This is a genomic window from Peribacillus sp. 05N428, from assembly GCF_056397085.1.
On the sequence record NZ_JBFTMS010000006.1, the window covers coordinates 136,127 to 154,453 of the forward strand.

15 protein-coding genes are annotated in these 18,327 nt (G+C 41.0%); 6 read left to right on the forward strand and 9 right to left on the reverse strand.

Annotation, left to right across the window (positions count from 1 at the left end):
• Window positions 1–209 precede the first annotated feature (209 nt).
• Entirely contained in the window at window positions 210–1,151 is a 942-nt protein-coding gene (locus AC1DIV_RS08290; RefSeq protein WP_477576177.1) for a DUF2515 family protein, read from the reverse strand.
• 141 nt (window positions 1,152–1,292) lie between these two features.
• On the opposite strand from AC1DIV_RS08290, the gene recU reads away from it, so the two are divergent.
• Complete coding sequence (gene recU, locus AC1DIV_RS08295; protein WP_034307899.1) at window positions 1,293–1,904, forward strand: Holliday junction resolvase RecU; 612 nt, start codon at window positions 1,293–1,295, stop codon at window positions 1,902–1,904.
• A gap of 26 nt (window positions 1,905–1,930) precedes the next feature.
• Complete coding sequence (locus tag AC1DIV_RS08300; RefSeq protein ID WP_340876816.1) at window positions 1,931–4,693, forward strand: PBP1A family penicillin-binding protein; 2,763 nt, start codon at window positions 1,931–1,933, stop codon at window positions 4,691–4,693.
• A 43-nt stretch (window positions 4,694–4,736) separates the two neighbouring features.
• On the opposite strand, the gene AC1DIV_RS08305 is transcribed toward AC1DIV_RS08300, so the two are convergent.
• The 6 genes from AC1DIV_RS08305 to AC1DIV_RS08330 form a co-directional block, all read right to left on the reverse strand.
• A complete protein-coding gene (locus tag AC1DIV_RS08305) occupies window positions 4,737–5,276 on the reverse strand; it encodes a YpoC family protein (RefSeq protein ID WP_340876817.1) in 540 nt (179 codons plus the stop codon).
• Window positions 5,273–5,929 carry an endonuclease III gene (gene nth, locus AC1DIV_RS08310; RefSeq protein WP_063593994.1) on the reverse strand — a complete coding sequence of 219 codons (657 nt, stop codon included), beginning with the start codon at window positions 5,927–5,929 and terminating at the stop codon, window positions 5,273–5,275. The genes AC1DIV_RS08305 and nth overlap by 4 nt, the downstream gene beginning before the upstream one ends.
• 22 nt (window positions 5,930–5,951) lie before the next feature.
• The gene (locus AC1DIV_RS08315) at window positions 5,952–6,647 is read right to left on the reverse strand and encodes a DnaD domain-containing protein (RefSeq protein WP_048688355.1); all 696 of its coding nucleotides are present in this window, start codon (window positions 6,645–6,647) and stop codon (window positions 5,952–5,954) included.
• Between the two features lie 114 nt (window positions 6,648–6,761).
• The gene (gene asnS, locus AC1DIV_RS08320; protein WP_054400296.1) at window positions 6,762–8,054 is read right to left on the reverse strand and encodes an asparagine--tRNA ligase; all 1,293 of its coding nucleotides are present in this window, start codon (window positions 8,052–8,054) and stop codon (window positions 6,762–6,764) included.
• 247 nt (window positions 8,055–8,301) lie between these two features.
• A complete protein-coding gene (locus tag AC1DIV_RS08325; RefSeq protein WP_340876818.1) occupies window positions 8,302–10,161 on the reverse strand; it encodes a XylR N-terminal domain-containing protein in 1,860 nt (619 codons plus the stop codon).
• Between the two features lie 146 nt (window positions 10,162–10,307).
• Window positions 10,308–11,837, reverse strand: coding sequence for a 4-hydroxyphenylacetate 3-hydroxylase family protein (locus AC1DIV_RS08330; RefSeq protein WP_340876819.1), 1,530 nt, complete (start codon window positions 11,835–11,837; stop codon window positions 10,308–10,310).
• A 205-nt stretch (window positions 11,838–12,042) separates the two neighbouring features.
• Here AC1DIV_RS08330 and AC1DIV_RS08335 point away from each other — a divergent pair, with 205 nt between their 5' ends.
• From AC1DIV_RS08335 to AC1DIV_RS08345, 3 genes are read left to right on the forward strand one after another with little or no spacing between them, the layout of a single operon-like run.
• Window positions 12,043–12,831, forward strand: a complete 789-nt coding sequence (locus AC1DIV_RS08335) for a fumarylacetoacetate hydrolase family protein (protein ID WP_318291214.1) — start codon at window positions 12,043–12,045, stop codon at window positions 12,829–12,831.
• Window positions 12,828–13,616, forward strand: a complete 789-nt coding sequence (locus tag AC1DIV_RS08340) for a fumarylacetoacetate hydrolase family protein (RefSeq protein WP_477576179.1) — start codon at window positions 12,828–12,830, stop codon at window positions 13,614–13,616. Before AC1DIV_RS08335 ends, AC1DIV_RS08340 begins: the two co-directional genes overlap by 4 nt.
• A gap of 17 nt (window positions 13,617–13,633) precedes the next feature.
• Complete coding sequence (locus tag AC1DIV_RS08345; protein WP_034307909.1) at window positions 13,634–14,020, forward strand: 5-carboxymethyl-2-hydroxymuconate Delta-isomerase; 387 nt, start codon at window positions 13,634–13,636, stop codon at window positions 14,018–14,020.
• Window positions 14,021–14,099: 79 nt separating this feature from the next.
• Here AC1DIV_RS08345 and hpaB read toward each other — a convergent pair whose 3' ends face one another.
• Window positions 14,100–15,572 (reverse strand): 4-hydroxyphenylacetate 3-monooxygenase, oxygenase component, encoded by a 1,473-nt coding sequence (gene hpaB / locus AC1DIV_RS08350; RefSeq protein ID WP_048681584.1) that lies wholly within the window; start codon window positions 15,570–15,572, stop codon window positions 14,100–14,102.
• Between the two features lie 163 nt (window positions 15,573–15,735).
• On the opposite strand from hpaB, the gene AC1DIV_RS08355 reads away from it, so the two are divergent.
• Window positions 15,736–16,605, forward strand: a complete 870-nt coding sequence (locus AC1DIV_RS08355) for a LysR family transcriptional regulator (RefSeq protein ID WP_251540779.1) — start codon at window positions 15,736–15,738, stop codon at window positions 16,603–16,605.
• Window positions 16,606–16,758: 153 nt separating this feature from the next.
• On the opposite strand, the gene AC1DIV_RS08360 is transcribed toward AC1DIV_RS08355, so the two are convergent.
• Window positions 16,759–18,324 (reverse strand): solute symporter family protein, encoded by a 1,566-nt coding sequence (locus tag AC1DIV_RS08360; RefSeq protein ID WP_340876822.1) that lies wholly within the window; start codon window positions 18,322–18,324, stop codon window positions 16,759–16,761.
• Window positions 18,325–18,327: the final 3 nt, after the last annotated feature.

Sequence of the window (18,327 nt, forward strand, 5' to 3'; positions counted from 1 at the left end):
GAAGTTTTAAACAAGAATACAGACAGGAGGTGATTTTATGCAGTCGAATGAAAGCAGACAGCAGAAAAACGAAAAACGACAAAAGCCGCCCACTAAAAAGGCAGGAACGGGAAACCCGAAACTTAGTGGAGAAAACCGCCCCTCTACGTAAGTAATAAATACTGAACGATAAACAGGGAAGGCTTCATCGACGCCTTCCCTGTTTCCTATTATAAAATCCAATTTTTGATTATTGCTGCCGTGTGCAGCTGTTTTTGTTTATGATCATACCATTCCGTCAAATGCGGGTCTTCTTCCCATTTAGGTTCAATGAACCATTTTTTTTTAACCTTTTTTTTCATATCCCATTGCTCTGTCTCCCCTGCTTGATGATGAATCAATGGATATACTCCTCTCAGCATCGGGGTTTCATGGTACCTAGGCTTTTTTCGATATTGTTCATAATCATATCTGGCACCCGTTGGTTCAGTCCTGCAGGAGAATTCATAAAATAGTGGAAATAAACCTTCAGAAAATAAAAGCCCAGCCAACCTTTTCCCCAATTCAATCCTTTTATCGATATTTCTAAAATGCGAAACGGACGAGCCATACAGTTCTCCATTGCAAGTAGGAAATAGAATGGTGCTAAAATGCATCCAGTCCTGCAGGAAAAATAGCAGAGAATGAAAAACGAAGGATTGCTTTTTAATAACCGGTTCTTCAATGATGTTTTGTTCATTTATGATAAGCGCAGTGACTAATTTTTCACGATTTCCATGTTTCCAAAAGGAATACCATTCGTTCTTCATGAATTTGGTAATAAAAAAATACTGACATAAGTGAAACAATGGACGTCCATATTTCGTCGAATAATGATAGAGAAGTAATTGCGGATATGCATCTTGGAATATTCTCCAGTTGGCTTCTTCATACGTTAGGAATAATTGACGCCTGTATTTAAGGCCAAGTAAATTGGAAAACCAAATCCCTTCAAGATCACACATATTCCAGCCTGCATTCCTGGAAACCATCCCGGCTAAAAAAGACCATTGTATTTCTGGATGGATTCTAAAAAATTGTTCATATGCTTTCGTTCTTGATATATTATCCCTATTCCCTTTTACAGTTTGGGCTTTTATGGATTGGAGCAACTGCTTTTCCGTCTTTAACATTCGCATCTAGCCTTTCTATAGCAATGAATTGTGACATATAGTTGTACATAAATCCTATCGTTCTAAGAAACAATTCTTTTTATTCACATTTTGGATTCTTTTTTTGCTAATATAGATAAGTGAAAAAAAGGAGGGGTAAAAGTGGCATTTCATTATCCCAACGGACGAAGATTTGTACCGCAGGCTATGGAAGAAAAGAAAAGTCCACTAAAAAAAATCAGTTACAGCAACCGGGGAAAAACATTGGAAGACGATTTGAACGAAACCAATCAGTATTATTTAGCACACGGCATTGCCGTCATCCATAAAAAACCGACACCCATACAAATTGTCGATGTCCACTATCCGAAAAGAAGTGCTGCAGTCATTAAAGAAGCTTATTTCAAACAAGCATCGACCACCGATTATAATGGTGTTTATAAAGGAAAGTACATTGATTTTGAGGCAAAGGAAACGAAAAACAGCAGTTCCTTCCCGCTAAAGAATTTTCATGACCATCAAATTGAACATATGAAGCATATCGTTCAGCATGACGGAATTGCGTTTGTCATCATCCGGTTTTCCGCAATGGATGATATATATTTAATGAGTTCCGAACAACTGAGTTTTTATTGGAAGAGAATGAAAGAAGGCGGACGCAAATCTATAACTCTTCAAGAGGTTGAAAGCAGTTCACGAAAGATTACTCTTGGCTTTCAACCGAGAATTGACTATATTAAAGTAGTAGATTCGCTCATCTCAGAAAATTTTTAGTTTTTTAGAAAGGCAGGTTAGCTGTAATGGCTGAAAAATATAATACTAGAGAAGAACGCCGAAAGCAGGGGCAGACACAAAAAAAGGGACAGAATAAAAGTCCTCAAAAGCCAACCAATATGCTTAAGCGGATTTTCCTTATACTTGTAACAATCGGAATAATAGGCCTGGTTGCCGGAGGAGCTGCAATGGCTTACTTTATAAGCGACGCTCCAGAACTTGACGAAAAGCTTTTGAAAGATCCGGTCACATCCAAGATTCTCGATGAAAATGGTAAATTACTTGCTGAAATCGGAAAGGAAAACCGGGATTATGTAAATTATGAAGACATACCCGATCTTGTCGAAGAAGCTTTCCTGGCAACGGAAGATTCCCGCTTTTATGAGCATCACGGGGTCGATTTCTTACGTCTGGGCAGTGCCGTCATAGCCAACTTCAAAAATGGATTCGGCTCAGAGGGTGCAAGTACATTGACCCAGCAGGTCATCAAGCGTTCTTATTTAACGCCTGATAAGACCATTAAAAGGAAAGTCCAGGAAATGTGGCTATCCATACAGCTTGAAAGAAAGTATACAAAAGAAGAAATTTTCGAAATGTATGTGAATAAGATTTTCTTTGCAAACCGTGCCAACGGGATCTTAACTGCATCGCAAACTTATTATGGAAAAGATCTTAACGAATTGAAATTGAACGAAGCGGCCATGCTTGTAGGATTACCGCAAAGCCCAAGCAGGTATGACCCGTATAAATACCCTGAACGTGCGAAAGAACGCCGTGATATTGTCCTGCACTTAATGAACAAACATGGATATATCACCGAAACGGAAATGAAAAATGCACAAAGCATCGATATAACAGAAGGACTTCAAGAAATCGATAAGAGCCAAATCGATACGACCGCATACGATGCATTCATCGATTTGGTAATTGAGGAAGTCGGGGATATGGGTGACTATAACGTCTTTACCGATGGTTTGGAAATCCAAACGACCATTGATAAAGATGCCCAGGAATATGTTTATAACATGTTGAACAGTGATGAAATCATCAATTATCCAAGTAAAGATCTCCAAGCAGGAGTCACATTACTCGATACAGAAACTGGTGAAATTAAAGCAGTGGGCGGCGGCAGGAACACGACAGTTAAACGCGGCTGGAATTATGCAACGGATGCCAAGCGATCACCTGGTTCGACCATTAAGCCGATTCTGGATTATGGTCCTGCCGTGGAATATTTAAATTGGTCCACCTACCACCAAATCAAGGATGAGGAATACACTTACAGTGATGGAACACCGCTTAAAAATGCTTCCGGACGACATTATGGTACTGTAACGACTCGTGAAGCACTGGCACGGTCATTAAATATTCCTGCCTTAAAAACGCTTCAGGCAGTCGGCTTGGACCGGGCACGTGATTTTGCCACTGATCTTGGGATTCCTTTCGACAAGGAAATTACCGAATCGGCAGCATTGGGCGGCGGTAAGGATGTTTCTACACTTGAACTTGCCGGTGCATACAGTTCATTCGGAAACAATGGTATTTATAATGAACCGCATAGTGTGAAAAAGATTGTTTTACGTGATAAAACAACCATCAAAAACAAGACGGATTCAAAACCGGTCATGAAAGATTCTACAGCTTTCATCGTGACGGACATGTTGAAAAGCGTCATGAAAGAACCTTATGGAACAGGAAGGTTAGCCAATATCCCTAGCCTCCCGGTAGCCGGTAAAACGGGGTCAACCAATTTCACACCTGAGCAGCGTGCAGCGAACAACATCCCATCTTCCGGTGTAAAAGATAGCTGGATGGCAGGTTATACAACCAATTATACAGTCGCAGTTTGGGCTGGTTATGATAATGCATCTGGTGAGCAAATGGAATATCTGGGTGAATCATCTCAAAGAATCCCTAAATCCATCTTTAAGAATTTAATGGAACATATGGCTCAATCAAAAGAAACGAAAGACTTTGATCAACCTGACAGTGTTGTGAAGGTTGGAGTCATCAAAGGTTCGAATCCAGCAGTTAAAGCCAATGAATATACACCAAGCAGTAAAATCACTTATGAATATTATGTTAAAGGTCACGAGCCAACACAGGTGACGACAGAATATGAAAAAATCGACTCACCTGGCATTAGCGCTTCTTACAACCAGGAAAGCAATGAAATCAATTTATCATGGTCATATCCTAAAGGTAATGGGAATACCCAATTCGAGGTTAAGATGTCCGTTGATGGCGGCGCACAGAGCGTATTGAAAAAATCGAAGGATACTAGTTTAACGATCCCTAATCCAACCCCTGGAAGTAAATATACTTTCTCAGTGGTAGCTCTAGTGGATAACCAACAAAGTGATCCTGCGAGTACATCTGTCAAAATACCTGCTGAAGCGGCAGTCCCTGAGGATACTGAGGACGAGGAGATTGAAGATCCGGCCGAAGGTGAGGATACGGAACAAGAAACTCCTGCTGAAGGCGAAGAAGATAAACAAGACGAAGACAAAAATAACAATGGCGAAAACGGCAATAACGATAATAACAACAATAATGGCAATAACGACAATAATGACAATGGCAAAAATGATAATAATGGTAATGGTAATGGCAACAATGATAATAATGGTAATGGCAACAACACGGATGACGGAAATGGCAATAATGGAGAGGATGTCGAGGGCGGGGATGATACCACTGACCCTGGAACGGTAGAAGAGGAAAAACCAGTCGAGACCCCTGATCCCGATCCTAATCCGGACCCAGATCCAAACCAAGATACCGAATAAATATATATGAAGATTGACCTAAAAAAACGTCTAAGCTTTTGGCTTAGACGTTTTTTTGGCTGTTCTTATTTTTGATCATGAACTTTACATATTGTTTTTCAAATTCTCGGAACAACTCACTGAGCTGTCTATAAGAATGAAAAAAAGCGGGTCTAGCAAGGATGAAAGAAAGCCTTTCATCCATGTTCACCGGAATATTGTTAAAGGATTGCATTTGGAACCGGATATCATTCAATGCCACTGGCTGCCCATGCATCCAGAAGACTGCTGTTAAAAATAAACCGATCCCCTGCTTCATGAGTCCCAAGGTCTGTCCCGATTTTCGCTCAGAAAATAGCAAACTGCATTCCGAATCAATTCCCTTCCATCTCTCCAGCAGTTCCTTTACATGCATTGCCCCCTTCGTCCAAGGAGCATACGCTTCTACATTATTATAATAAAGTAACTCGTATGGGAAAGACTCGAATGGAACCGTTTCACTCCAACCTGCATATCGTTCTTTTTCCAAGATGGTTTCCTTTTCAGGAAAAAACAAATGATGGACCAATTCTTCAGGGACTTTTAATGATATGGACTGCGTCAATTGGCTTCTTTCCTTTTCATTCTTTTTTTTCCTTCACGGCATAATTCTAGAAGCGGGCAGGTTTCACATCTTGGTGACTGGGCCTTGCAATGATAGCGTCCAAAGAATATCAGGCGGTGATGCGTAACGGACCACTCATCCTTTGGTATCTTAGCCATCAACGTTTTCTCAACGTCGAGGACACTATCCTTCCAACGGCATAATCCCAGGCGCTTGGAAACACGCTCTACATGGGTATCCACAGCGATCGCCGGCACATCAAAAGCAACGGAAACGACTACATTCGCAGTCTTTCTGCCAACGCCAGGCAATTTAACAAGCTCATCACGGTCTCTCGGAACTTCCTTACCGTATTCTTCGATCAGCATGCGCGACAGCTTTTGTATATTCTTAGCCTTGTTACGAAACAAACCGATTGAGCGAATGTCATTTTCCAACTCTTCAATCGGAACGCTTATGTAATCCTCAGGCGTTTTATATTTCTGAAATAAATCCTTCGTCACTTTATTGACTAATACATCCGTACACTGAGCTGACAGGGCAACAGCAACCACCAATTCAAATGGATTGGAGTGATTCAGCTCACAATGGGCATCCGGAAACATTTCACCCATTGTATCCAGACAATATCGAATTTGAGCTTTATTCAACATATTGGTTCTCCTTCAATTTACATTACTGCTCGAGCCAGTTATAGAAAGGCACATCTTTCAATGGTTGTGCAGTTTCCGTTTTTCGGTCCCTCTTTTGATGAACTCTAAATTTTTGTCCTTGCTCCCTTGCCTGTTCCAAGGTTTTAATTCCATTCTTTTTCCACTCGAATAAAATTCGATCAATGTATCGGAAATTCAATTTTCCGGAAATGACAGACTCCCTCAGAGCTGACTTAATGATTTCAGGTTGATGGTCATCCTCCATCCACATTGCCAATGTCTCACATTCAAAGGGAGATAAAGGGCGGCCGAACTCCTGTTCAAAAATCGTATAAAGGCTCTCCCCCGCTTTTTGGATTTCTGCAGACTCTGCCTGTTTCAAAGTTTTCAAGAAACAGTCCATCATTTTTTCATACAGTGGAGACAACGAATATTTTTCCTGTCCGATTTCTTGGCTCCCCTCAACCACCATTTCAACAAATCCCCTTTGGACCAAACGCTGGATCATGAATAGACATTCCGTTTCCTGCAATGTCATTCGGTCAGAAAGTTGGGATGGTGCAGGGAAATGATTACCTTTATCGATGAAGCTTTGCAATTGTAATAAAAGGACCATTTCTTGTTCATTCAGTCCCATTGTACTATAGTTAGTCAACAAAAAGGATGGAATCGTTATCGTTCCTTCCTTAAACCACGCATATAAATGTTCTTTATTCATGTTTTTGGACACCTCTGGTTTAGTATAACATGAATACGGCTCATCGAATAAGTTTATAATTTTAACAAAAAACGGTTATCTGCCAATAGGCAAGATAACCGCTTCACTACGGAATCAAGGATATAATCGATTTAATAGACGTGGGAACGGGATGGTTTCACGGACATGCTCGACTCCACTGATCCATGCCACGGTGCGTTCCAATCCCAAACCGAAGCCTGAATGCGGCACAGAGCCATATTTTCTTAATTCCATATACCATTTGTAAGCATCTTCGCTCAAGCCATGCTCATTGATTCTCTGTTCAAGCAATTCCTGATCATGAATCCGTTCTGAACCGCCAATTATTTCTCCATATCCTTCCGGAGCGATCAAATCGGCACAAAGAACGACTTCTTCCCTGTCAGGATCTGGCTGCATATAGAAAGGTTTGATTTTGGTTGGGTAATGAGTTATGAAAACGGGCTTATCATAACTTTCCGCTATCGCAGTTTCATGCGGAGCTCCAAAATCATCACCCCATTGAATATCATCAAATCCTTGTTCATGAAGGAACTTAATGGCTTCATCATATGTAATGCGCGGGAAAGGAGCTTGGATTTGTTCAAGCTTCGATGTATCACGGCCCAGTGTATTCAACTCAAGCTCACAGTTTTTCAATACGGATTGGATGATGGAAGAAACGAATTTCTCCTGGACCTCCAGGTTTTCTTTAAATTCGATGAAAGCCATTTCTGGTTCAATCATCCAGAACTCGATTAAGTGTCGTCTTGTTTTGGATTTTTCTGCCCTGAAGGTTGGACCAAATGAAAATACCTTCCCAAGTGCCATGGCAGCCGCTTCCATATAGAGTTGACCACTTTGTGAAAGGTAAGCATCCTCATCAAAGTATTTAGTCGCGAACAATTCACTCGTTCCCTCTGGTGCGCTTCCCGTTAAAATTGGGGGATCCACTTTAACGAAGCCTTCTTCATTAAAGAATTCATATGTAGCACGGATTATTTCATTCCGGATTTTCATGACTGCATGCTGCCGTTTTGAACGCAGCCACAAATGGCGGTTATCCATTAAAAATTCAGGACCATGCGCTTTAGGTGTAATTGGATAATCCAATGATTCATGAATGATTTCAATATCTTTCACCTGTAATTCAAAACCGAACGGCGAGCGTTCATCCTTTTGAATGACACCTGTTACATACAAGGATGACTCTTGTGAAACCGATTTCGCACGAGCGAAAATCTCTTCACCCACTTCAGCTTTCACGACCACCCCTTGAATAAAACCAGAGCCATCACGTATTTGAAGGAAAGCAATTTTCCCACTGGAACGTTTGCTGGCAAGCCAGCCTCCAATGGTTACTTCTTGATCGACGAATTTGCTAGCATCTTTTATTGTAATTTTCACGGAATTTACCTCCAAAAATAACTTAACTTACTAATGAATTTACTCTACTTATTATACCCATAGCCCTGCTTACAAGCAAATAAATCAATTGAAGCGGGGGTTCCATGCCTTTTATATCATTCTTATTATGTTTTTTAGTGTATTCGCTAGATTGCATGGTAGTTTACCATTCACGAACACCCGCTCTTATTACAGTAAAATCATCTCGGTATATGTTATCGATGGACTTTTCCATTTCCTAAACAAATTAACGAATGGTAATCATTTTCGCCTTTAACAGGGTTTCAAATGATGCATATAATTGAAAAGCACTTTTAGGATTTCTTATTTGGCAGGAAAGCAGTTCCTCAAGTCTTTTGATCCGATAGCGTAAACCACTCATTGAAATGTTCAATTCTTTCATACTGCATTCAAGATTTCCACCGCATTGGAGAAATACGTAAAGCGTTTTCAATAATTCTTTCATTTTGGGGTCATCTTCCATCAATAAAGGACCCAGCATTTTCTCAGCTTTTTTCAGTACCGCCGGAGTACTCCCAGTATGCATTAAAATGGATAGCAGATCGACTTCTTCGAATTTGATAATATCCCGAGTTCCTTCATTCATATTCAAAGCGGTTAAAGCTTCTTGAAAAATCTCGTGAGCCCGTTCCAATTCATCACTTATTGTACCAAGTCCCACTTTAAAGTTATATCCGCTGAAAACCGTATATAAATGATCGATGCATTCCTTGGTTCGTAATGGGAATTCATTTCCTGGACTCAGCGGTATTAGCAATACGATATGACCATCCCTTAATGCTGTTAAGACGACTTGATTCCGCTTTTTAAAGAAACTATAAATCTCTTCGATGATTTTCTGCTGAATGAAATAGTCATTCTCTGTCCCCCGATTGGAGGAAAAACGATAGCCCAGCACCGCAATTGTGAAAGGATGATCCAATGAAACGTCTAAATACATACTATTTTTGATTATTTCTTCTTTAGAAGCAAACTCTCCATTTAATATTTGTTCAAGGAATAAACCTTTTACCCTTTCAAGCGCTTCAAAACTGCTTTTCTCATTTAAGAGGAATAAGGAACCAGTCATGGACACCCTCTCAAGAATCATTCGATTGATTTCCAGGTTCATTTTACCTTCAGCTCGATCAGCTTGCACAAAGGCACAATAGCCGTAAGTTTTATTTTGTAATGTAATGGGAGTATAAAGCAGTTCCATCCCATCTTTTACGATTCTTCCGGTCTCCAAAGTGACAGGTCCATTTTCCCTCATTAGTTTAAGCTGATTCCTGACATCCTCTGCCTTCCCTTTGTGAAAACCAGCAAGATAAACTTGATTGTTATTGAAATTCTCCATCAACAAAGGTATTTTTGTTTTCTGATAAACCATCCTCACTATCGATTGAAGGCTTCTTCCGTTAATTAACTCTTCTGTCAGCAAATTATGAATATCCATCACTTTTGACAAACTATTGCGCTCCTCCAGCAGCTTTTCATATGTTACGGCAAGCTCTTGGACAATCGGTTTGGTTTTATAATATTTCAACTCATCCTGAATCTCCATGCCCCATAAATGTATCGATTTACCTTCGTATCTACACGCTGAATACCCTGCTCCCTTACAGTCGCTTTCCTTAAAAATCACTTCATGACCGCAGACCGTTGAATAAAATCCACTTGCATACCCCGTCAATGTATAACAGACTGGCTTTTCCGCGATTCCAGTCTGGGTGATATGTTCCTCTGCCTCATAGGAATTGACCCAAACCCCTTCCACATTTACAGAGTGTACATCCGCATGACCATCCATCGATAATTCCAGTTTCGTCGTATTGACTTTTGTATAGCCTTGCATCATATGTAATATGGGGCCTTGCCTCAGTATCTCCTTAACCGTTGACAAATTCCCTTTTAGTGCTTTTTTAGCATCATTGACGCCAATATTCCAGCCATATCGTATTAAAAAAGACTTCATTCTTTCAAATCCAATATTCTCGATCAGGTCCTTTCTTAAGGTACCGAAAATTGAAGAGGAGGTCAGGATCATCCTCTCATCATTTAAATGAATTTCACCATCATCATTCTTAAGATTCAAAAGATTCGTCATGATTCCCCCGGCTTTCCTTTTACATAATATTATACTTTTTCCACACCTTACCTATCAAGATAAATGTAAACGCATTCATATCATGCCGTGGGGAAAAACCGGTGGGAGTCGATACATACCATTCTTTACACGTTTTCTTAAACAGTTTAATTCATTCGGAGCTGAATCAAATCATTAATGTCTTCATCTTCATTTATCCACTTATCATTTGTCCAGCCATGAAGGTCATAATCGTCCATTGCCAAGTCCACAAAAGCTTTGAATTTATCCGATTGTCCATTTAAATCAGCCATTTTCATGGTTTCAAGCCTAATATTTTCATGGTTACCCGCATAATTGATTTCATATAACTCATTTCTGCCGCCAAATTCCGTTCCGATGGAATCCCAGATAAGTTTCATCAGTTTTACCCTTTCCACTGCCGAAACCGCACCTGAACCCTTATAATATTTATCGAGATATGGACGGACCTCAGGGTTTAAAAAATCCTTGGAGCTTGATGGGAGTTGAATGAGATTACCTGCTACAACCTGTTCAAATATCTGTTTCACCTTCGTCCAAACCATAGGTGCGAACACCCTATAAGCAGTTGCATATGTGCTATTGGGGAGAACAGTGCCATTCGGCCCTTCCATCGGATCTGTAGCCATCGCTGTCGAGATTGCCCAAAACATATTCCTGTAAGCAAGCACTTCCCCGATATTGGCTTGAACTCCCCTGAATTGATTCGTTCCTGCCATTTCCGTAGCCTTCATCAGAAGCCCAGCCATAAAGTCTAATTTCACCGCATAGCGTGTGCAGCCATGAAATGTATATCGATTCATCCACCCAGTCTTGGATCTAAATCCATTTGCAATTTCCACATTATTATAGGCGAATACATTCTCCCATGGCACGAATACATGATCAAGGACGATGACTGCGTCATTTTCGTCGAACCGACTAGAAAGCGGGTAATCGAAAGGAGTGCCTGTCTTGGCAGCCGTTTCTTCAAAAGACTGTCTGCTGATCATTTTTAATCCCGGCGCATTCATCGGCACAAAGAAAATCAATGCATGGCTCCTATCTCCTTCCCCAAGATCGACAGGAGAATAATTCGCGACAAAATTATAATTCGTAAGTGCTGCAGAAGTTCCAACCATTTTGGCTCCGCTTACGATTATTCCATCATCCCGCTCTTCCACGGTACGTACAAATACCTCTTTATTTTCATGCAGCGGTTTATTCCTGTCCATTGCCGGATTTATAATTGTATGGTTACAGAAGGGAACGTCCCTTGTGGTTTTTTCATACCATCTTTTCGCATTATCTTCAAATCCCTTATAAAAATCGCTATAAGGTCCCAATGATCCTGTAAATGCAGCTTTGTAATCAGGGGTACGACCCATGAAACCATAGCTCAACTTTGACCATTGTGCTATGGCATCCCTTGCTTCAAGCAGCTCTGTTGCGTTCTTTGAGGCCTTGAAGAACTTATGGGTAGTATGGCCTTCATCTGTCTTAGCCGTTAAAACCCGTGCAGTATCCGGATCATGTAGAGCATCATATAGCTGCGCAATTGACCTGGCAGAATTGCGATATGCTGGGTGTGACGTCACATCATCTACCCTATCACCGTTCAAGAATACCGTTCGTCCATCTCGTAAACTTTCTAAATACTCTTTGCCATTCATCATCGTAACATCCCCCATTCACAATCTTTCAATTTGAATTCCTAGCTTCATACTAACTAAATGTTCCAGGCATTTTTCTGTTGAAACCCATCTTTTTTCTAACATTTTTTGTCTAATTATACTGAATAATCTAAATATGTTGAACTTAAACAAAAAATCATATACGATATCATATATGATTAATTATAAAATCAAGGGGTGAGTGTCCATGGCAAAAGCAAGAGTGAAACTTCAAAAGTCAGATTATTCAGAAGAAGTGGAAATACTGTCGAACCGCTATATATTAATGAACGGTGTTAAGTATGAGGTATCACGAATCAAGTTGGATAACCCTATTTCAGGAACGGTATATGGAACATTATTAAACTATAAAGGGTCATTGGAAGCATTGAAGGGGAAGATCGACCATCCGCCTTATAATGAACCTCCTAAAGGGCCGATCCTTTATATTAAACCTAGAAACACGTTTTCTTCTTATTCAAATCCAGTTCCCCTTCCAACCGGCATACCTGAATTGGAAATCGGAGCAGCACTTGGAGTAGTGATCAGTAAAACGGCCACAAGAGTCAAGAAAGAACATGCATCGGATTATATAGAAGGTTTTACGATCGCCAATGATATTAGCATTCCTCATGAAAGCGTTTTCCGTCCTGCTATCCGCCATAAAGCCCGTGATGGATTTTGCCCGATCGGTCCATGGGTCGTATCCAAGGAATCCATCTCCAACCCCGATTCTTTAGGACTTCGTGTATATATTAATGGAGAACTAAGGCAAGAAAATTCAACTTCAAATCTAATTCGCTCCATCCCCCGGCTTATTGAGGATGTAACGGACTTCATGACCTTGAGTACGGGTGACGTCCTTCTAGTTGGAGTTCCTGAGAATGCACCGCTGGCCAAAGCCAATGATCAAGTCAGGATAGAAATAGACGAAATCGGTTATTTGGAAAATACGATCATTTCCGAGGAAAAATTATCACTGGAGGGGATTTTATGAAGAGAGCACGTGTAGCCTATTCAGGTGCCATACATCCAGCAAGTGAATATCACGGCCAGCTCCAATTGGCGGATGGCCGGCTTGTCAATGAGCAGGACGTTGTCTGGCTTCCCCCGGTGGAACCACGAACTGTCTTCGCGCTTGGCTTGAATTATGCAGACCATGCGAAGGAACTAGCTTTTAAATCCCCGGAAGAACCCCTTGCGTTCTTAAAAGGTCCCAATACATTCATCGGCCACCGGGGACAGACAAGGCGGCCTGCTGATGCAGCTTATATGCATTATGAATGTGAACTGGCAGTGGTCATCGGTAAAAAGGCGAAGAACATAAAAAAGGAAGAAGCCTTTAATTATGTAAGTGGATATACGATTGCAAATGATTATGCAATACGGGATTATCTGGAGAACTACTACCGGCCAAATTTAAAGGTCAAAAATCGCGATACCTGCACCCCCATTGGTCCCTGGCTCGTCGATGCCGAAGATATTCCAGATCCTTCGAATCTTGCCATCAAAACTTACGTCAACGGAAAATTGACTCAGCAAGGCAACACGAAAGACATGATTTTCGGCATTGCTGATTTAATTGAATATTTCAGCAGCTTCATGACATTGAGTCCAAACGATATCATATTGACAGGCACACCTGAAGGCTTGGCGGATACTGCTGTAGGCGATGAAATCATCACTGAAATTGAAGGTATCGGAAAACTCGTTAGCACAATAGTCGGGGACGATGTATTTACTGAAAACGGGGATCGGCCTCATCTAAAAATCCACAAATAATGGAAGGGACTAATCATATGCCTCATATAATTATTGAATATACGGATAATATCAAAGATGAAATCCAGATTGACGGGTTATTAAGAAAGGTTAATGATGTACTGATATCCTATCCCTCCATCTTTCCAATTGGCGGGATTCGATCCCGGGCCATTGAATTGAAGCATTATCGTGTTGCCGATGGTACAGAGGATGATGCATTTGTTCATGCCATACTAAAAATTGGCGCTGGACGCCAGGACAGTGATAAAACAAAAGTATGTGACCACCTTTTCGAAACGATGGAGTCCCATTTGGCATCCCTCTTTTCAAAAAGATATCTTGCCCTCTCCATGGAACTTACGGAATTCAGTGATTTTGGCACCTATAAAAAGAATAATATCCATAATCGCTATAATAAATGAACAAAGTTTTCATATTTAAAGGCCTTCCACATCATCGGGAAGGCCTTTAAATTAACATGTTTTTCCACCGCTACCTGACTCAGTTGATTTCTGCGAGGTTTTCAGTGCGGTTCAAGAACTCTTTGACACGGTCCACATATTCCTGTTTATCATAGCCGTTATATAAAGCGCTTGCCATACGGACCGGATCCCCAAAAAAGAACCTTTCGTACAGCGTTTGCCTGGATCCAAATGAACTCATGCATACATCCCATGCAAGACGATACAATTTAACCCTGTCATACGCTCCACCATTCGCGGCTTGAAGATATTTATCCAAATCCGGTCGAAGCTCCGAATTGAAATCAGCTTCATTTGGTATCGCCATTAAGCCACTAGCTCCAAGAAGCTGCATTATTTCACTGAATCTAGGGTAAATCTTCGGATAATAATTACGGGCTATGTTTAAAGGTGTGAAATCGGGTGTCATCATTCCCCACTTATCCACTTTCGCATTTGCCTCAGAAGCTGTAATGAAAGCCTTTACCGTTTCAAGCGCTATGATGACTTCCGAGATTTTCTCCTGAACATGCTGGTATTGCCCGATATTGATGGTTTCCACCATTAGCTGCAAAATCCCCAGAATGAACTCGGTTTTGGCGATATTCTTCGATACCACCTGATGGGTCATATGAACAACGGCATTGCTTTCATTATAAGCCTGGTTGCAAATGCCGACATCCCCATATGCAAATACCCGATTCCAAGGTACGACTACATCATCAAAAACGATAATCGTATCCATTTCCTCAAATCGTGAACCAAGTGGATGGTCAAAATGTGATTTGCCATAGTCGAATGATTCACGACAGATGAATTTCAACCCCGGTGTATTATTTGGGATGGAGAATGCGAATGCATAAGGGTTTTCTTCTTCTGATTGTTTAAGCAATGTGGAAGGGAAAACCATGATTTCATCCGTTATTCCTCCTTGTGTAGCTAATAATCTGGCACCCTTTATAATAAGCCCTTCTGAATTCTTTCCGGCAATCCGTGCAGCGATGTAAGGGTCCGGAAGCTTTGCGGCACTTACTCCCCTATTAACCTGGGGTTGAATCAGGGTATGTGTCAACGACAAATCCTTTTCCCGGCAGAGCTCATAATAATCCTTCATATTTTTTGCAAATGCCGAATCCTGAGTGCCGAACATATCAGCTGCAGTACCGTACGCCATCATCCCACTGTTGATATAGTCAGGGGAACGTCCCATCATTCCATTATTATGTCTTGCCCATTCTTGAATCATTTTCCGCCTTTTTTCAAGGTCTTCCTTAGTCCGCGGCTGCATGAATGAGGTTCCTACTCTTTCGTTTGAAGTTGGTGAAATATAAGTCATGATGTCATGTTTCGCGGAATCATGCTGCAAATCATATAATTCGGCCTGTGTTTTCATGACCCCTTTAAAAGCTGGGTGTTGACTGATCTTATCTTTTACTTGCTCTCCATTGATCCATACATTCGCCTTTGCTTTGTCTACCCTATCGATATATTCTTTACCTGTTTTAGCCGGCATAATTACATCCCCCTTAGCATCAAAGTGATGAAGCGCTTACAATTAAATAAATTCCAAATATTGAATTAATTCCTATAACAAAATATACCATGTGTTATGATATATATATAATACTTAAAAAATTCAATATGTATATGTTAATCATATGTATGAGGTGTATATAATGGACATCCGGCAGTTAAAATATTTTGTGACGATCGTTCAGGAAGAGCAAGTAACCAAAGCCGCAAAAAAATTACATATGGCTCAACCGCCTCTTAGCCAGCAACTTAAATTAATGGAAATGGAAATCGGTGAAAAACTTTTCGATCGGAATGGAAAGAAACTTGAACTCACTGAAACTGGAAAGGTCCTTTATAAAAAAGCTGAAGCTCTATTAAACCAGTTCGAAGAATCACTACTGGAAGTGAAGGAAGTCAGTAAAGGGGTAAAGGGCACTCTTTCCATAGGGTCAGTAAAAACTTGCTTTTCTTACATTCCGCAAAGGATGAGAACCTTTAGAGTTAAATACCCTGACATACGTTTCAAATTAATGGAAGGTGATACGTTCCGTTTGACAGAAGGCTTAATAAACAGGGAAATCGAGTTGGCCATTGTAAGGCTTCCTATTAACGGTAAGCAATTCTCATCGATTAACCTTCCGCCGGAAGATTTTGTGCTTGTCACCCCAAAAGATTGGGATATCCCAGACTCGATCGAATTCAAACAAATTAAGGAATATCCCCTCTTATTGCTGCATAGGATTAGCGGTCAAGGCACTTACGAACTTATAGTGGATGAATGCTTAAGACATGGATTTGACCCTACGATTGTATGTGAATGTCCTGATGCTGCAATGATCTTATCTCTAGTGAAGGAAGGAGTAGGCGCTACCATCATGCCACGTACCACGTCCAAATCGTTTTCAACCCAGGGGATAAAAATAGTCGAATTGATAGATTGTGAAGTACAATCGGAAGCCGCCCTTATTTGGCTTGAAGAACGCTATCTTTCCAAAGGCGCCGTCAAATTCCTAGAAACATTTTCTGAATGAATGCCCAGTTACCCTTGAATATTAGTGCACCTGTACCTCAATCTTTGGTATTTTGAAAAGAAAAAAGCAACCCATCAGGAGATGGCTGCTTTTTCAAATCCATTCACAAGTGCGTTGACCTGCGCTTTATTAATAGGCATGCCTTTACATCATTCAATGTCGCAAAACACCCTTAACATCATGACCGGTATTGGACTTTACCAGGATTTCATTATAATTGTCTTTTGCAACCGTTTTCGGACCGGTCCTGCGATTACCGATCAAGGCACCTAAATAGCAGGCGATGAATCCAAGCGGAATGGAAACGATTCCTGGTGAATTCAAAGGGAAAATTGGTTCACCTGTCATTATGGTTGCTCCGGGGACCGGGTTCCAGACATTTGGACTGAGGGCCACGAGCAAAAGTGTACCAAAAAGACCTGTCATCATACCGACTATCGCTCCAGTTTTATTGAATTTTTTCCAATAGATCGTTAGAAGGATTACTGGCAAATTCGAACTGGCGGCCAATGTAAAGGCGATAGATGCCAGAAACGCTACATTGAATTCCTGCAGACCTAATGATAAAACAATCGCAAGTGCAGTCACACCAATGGAAGCCCATCTAGCCATCGTCATTTGCTGTTTTTCCGTCGCTTTTCCATCTTTTAATATTTCATTATAAAAATCATGTGAAAATGCCGTAGCACCTGTTAAAACGATTCCCGCAACTACTGCGAGTATCGTTGCGAAGGAAACGGCCGCAATAAATGCGAATAAGATGTCCCCGCCCACAAGTTGGGCCAATAAAGGTGCAGCCATGTTACCTGCTGGATTAGCGGCCATGATATTCGATGTTCCGACCAACTTCGCAGCACCGAATCCGAGAAAAATGACCATGATATGAAATGCACCCATAATCCACATCACCCAAACAACCGACTTTCTTGCCACTCGTGCATTCGGGACAGTCAAAAAACGTATTAAAATGTGAGGCAGACCTGCCGTTCCCAGAATCAGGCCCAGTGACAAGGATGCTGCATCCCACCCACTGGCATACTTAATTCCTGCCTTCAGGTAATCTGAACCCATGGGTGTCGCTGTTTTCATATCCGTGAAAATTCCGATGAAACTAAAATTCAACTTCCACATGACGATCATGAATAATATAAACACTCCGCCTATCAGCAGGATGGCTTTAATGATCTGCACCCAGCTTGTCGCCGTCATCCCCCCAAATAGAACAAATACCAACATTACAATACCTACGATGATGACAGAGATATTATACGGGATGTCCAAAAGCAATTTAAATAAAGCACCTGCAGCAACAAGTTGCCCCAGCATGTACATGACTGATATCACCAGGGTATTAAAAGCGGTCACTCCCCGGACCTGTTTATATTTAAACCTTGTAGTAACCATATCAGCCAATGTGTATTTCCCTAAGTTCCTTAATGGCTCAGCCACTAGGAATAACACGACAAGAAATGAAACAAGTGCTCCATACATCAGGAAAAATCCATCATATCCCGTTAAGGAAAATGCCCCTATCAACCCTAAAAACGTGGAAGCCGACATAAAATCCCCGGCCAATGCAAGTCCATTTTGCCTAGCGGTCAACCCGCCCCCAGCCGTATAAAAGGAGCCTGCCGTTTTAGTTTTTTTGGAAGCGAAATACGTGATGAAAAGCGTACCTATCGACATTAGCGCAAAGAGAATGATAACTGTCCAATTCATGAA

What these genes read in the sequence shown, in the direction of transcription:
- AC1DIV_RS08290 (WP_477576177.1), bottom strand. Translation starts at nt 1,151, where the DNA reads ATGTTAAAGACGGAAAAGCAGTTGCTCCAATCCATAAAAGCCCAAACT.
- AC1DIV_RS08300 (WP_340876816.1), top strand. Translation starts at nt 1,931, where the DNA reads ATGGCTGAAAAATATAATACTAGAGAAGAACGCCGAAAGCAGGGGCAG.
- nth (WP_063593994.1), bottom strand. Translation starts at nt 5,929, where the DNA reads ATGTTGAATAAAGCTCAAATTCGATATTGTCTGGATACAATGGGTGAA.
- AC1DIV_RS08315 (WP_048688355.1), bottom strand. Translation starts at nt 6,647, where the DNA reads ATGAATAAAGAACATTTATATGCGTGGTTTAAGGAAGGAACGATAACG.
- AC1DIV_RS08325 (WP_340876818.1), bottom strand. Translation starts at nt 10,161, where the DNA reads ATGACGAATCTTTTGAATCTTAAGAATGATGATGGTGAAATTCATTTA.
- AC1DIV_RS08330 (WP_340876819.1), bottom strand. Translation starts at nt 11,837, where the DNA reads ATGATGAATGGCAAAGAGTATTTAGAAAGTTTACGAGATGGACGAACG.
- AC1DIV_RS08335 (WP_318291214.1), top strand. Translation starts at nt 12,043, where the DNA reads ATGGCAAAAGCAAGAGTGAAACTTCAAAAGTCAGATTATTCAGAAGAA.
- AC1DIV_RS08340 (WP_477576179.1), top strand. Translation starts at nt 12,828, where the DNA reads ATGAAGAGAGCACGTGTAGCCTATTCAGGTGCCATACATCCAGCAAGT.
- AC1DIV_RS08345 (WP_034307909.1), top strand. Translation starts at nt 13,634, where the DNA reads ATGCCTCATATAATTATTGAATATACGGATAATATCAAAGATGAAATC.
- hpaB (WP_048681584.1), bottom strand. Translation starts at nt 15,572, where the DNA reads ATGCCGGCTAAAACAGGTAAAGAATATATCGATAGGGTAGACAAAGCA.
- AC1DIV_RS08355 (WP_251540779.1), top strand. Translation starts at nt 15,736, where the DNA reads ATGGACATCCGGCAGTTAAAATATTTTGTGACGATCGTTCAGGAAGAG.
- AC1DIV_RS08360 (WP_340876822.1), bottom strand. Translation starts at nt 18,324, where the DNA reads ATGAATTGGACAGTTATCATTCTCTTTGCGCTAATGTCGATAGGTACG.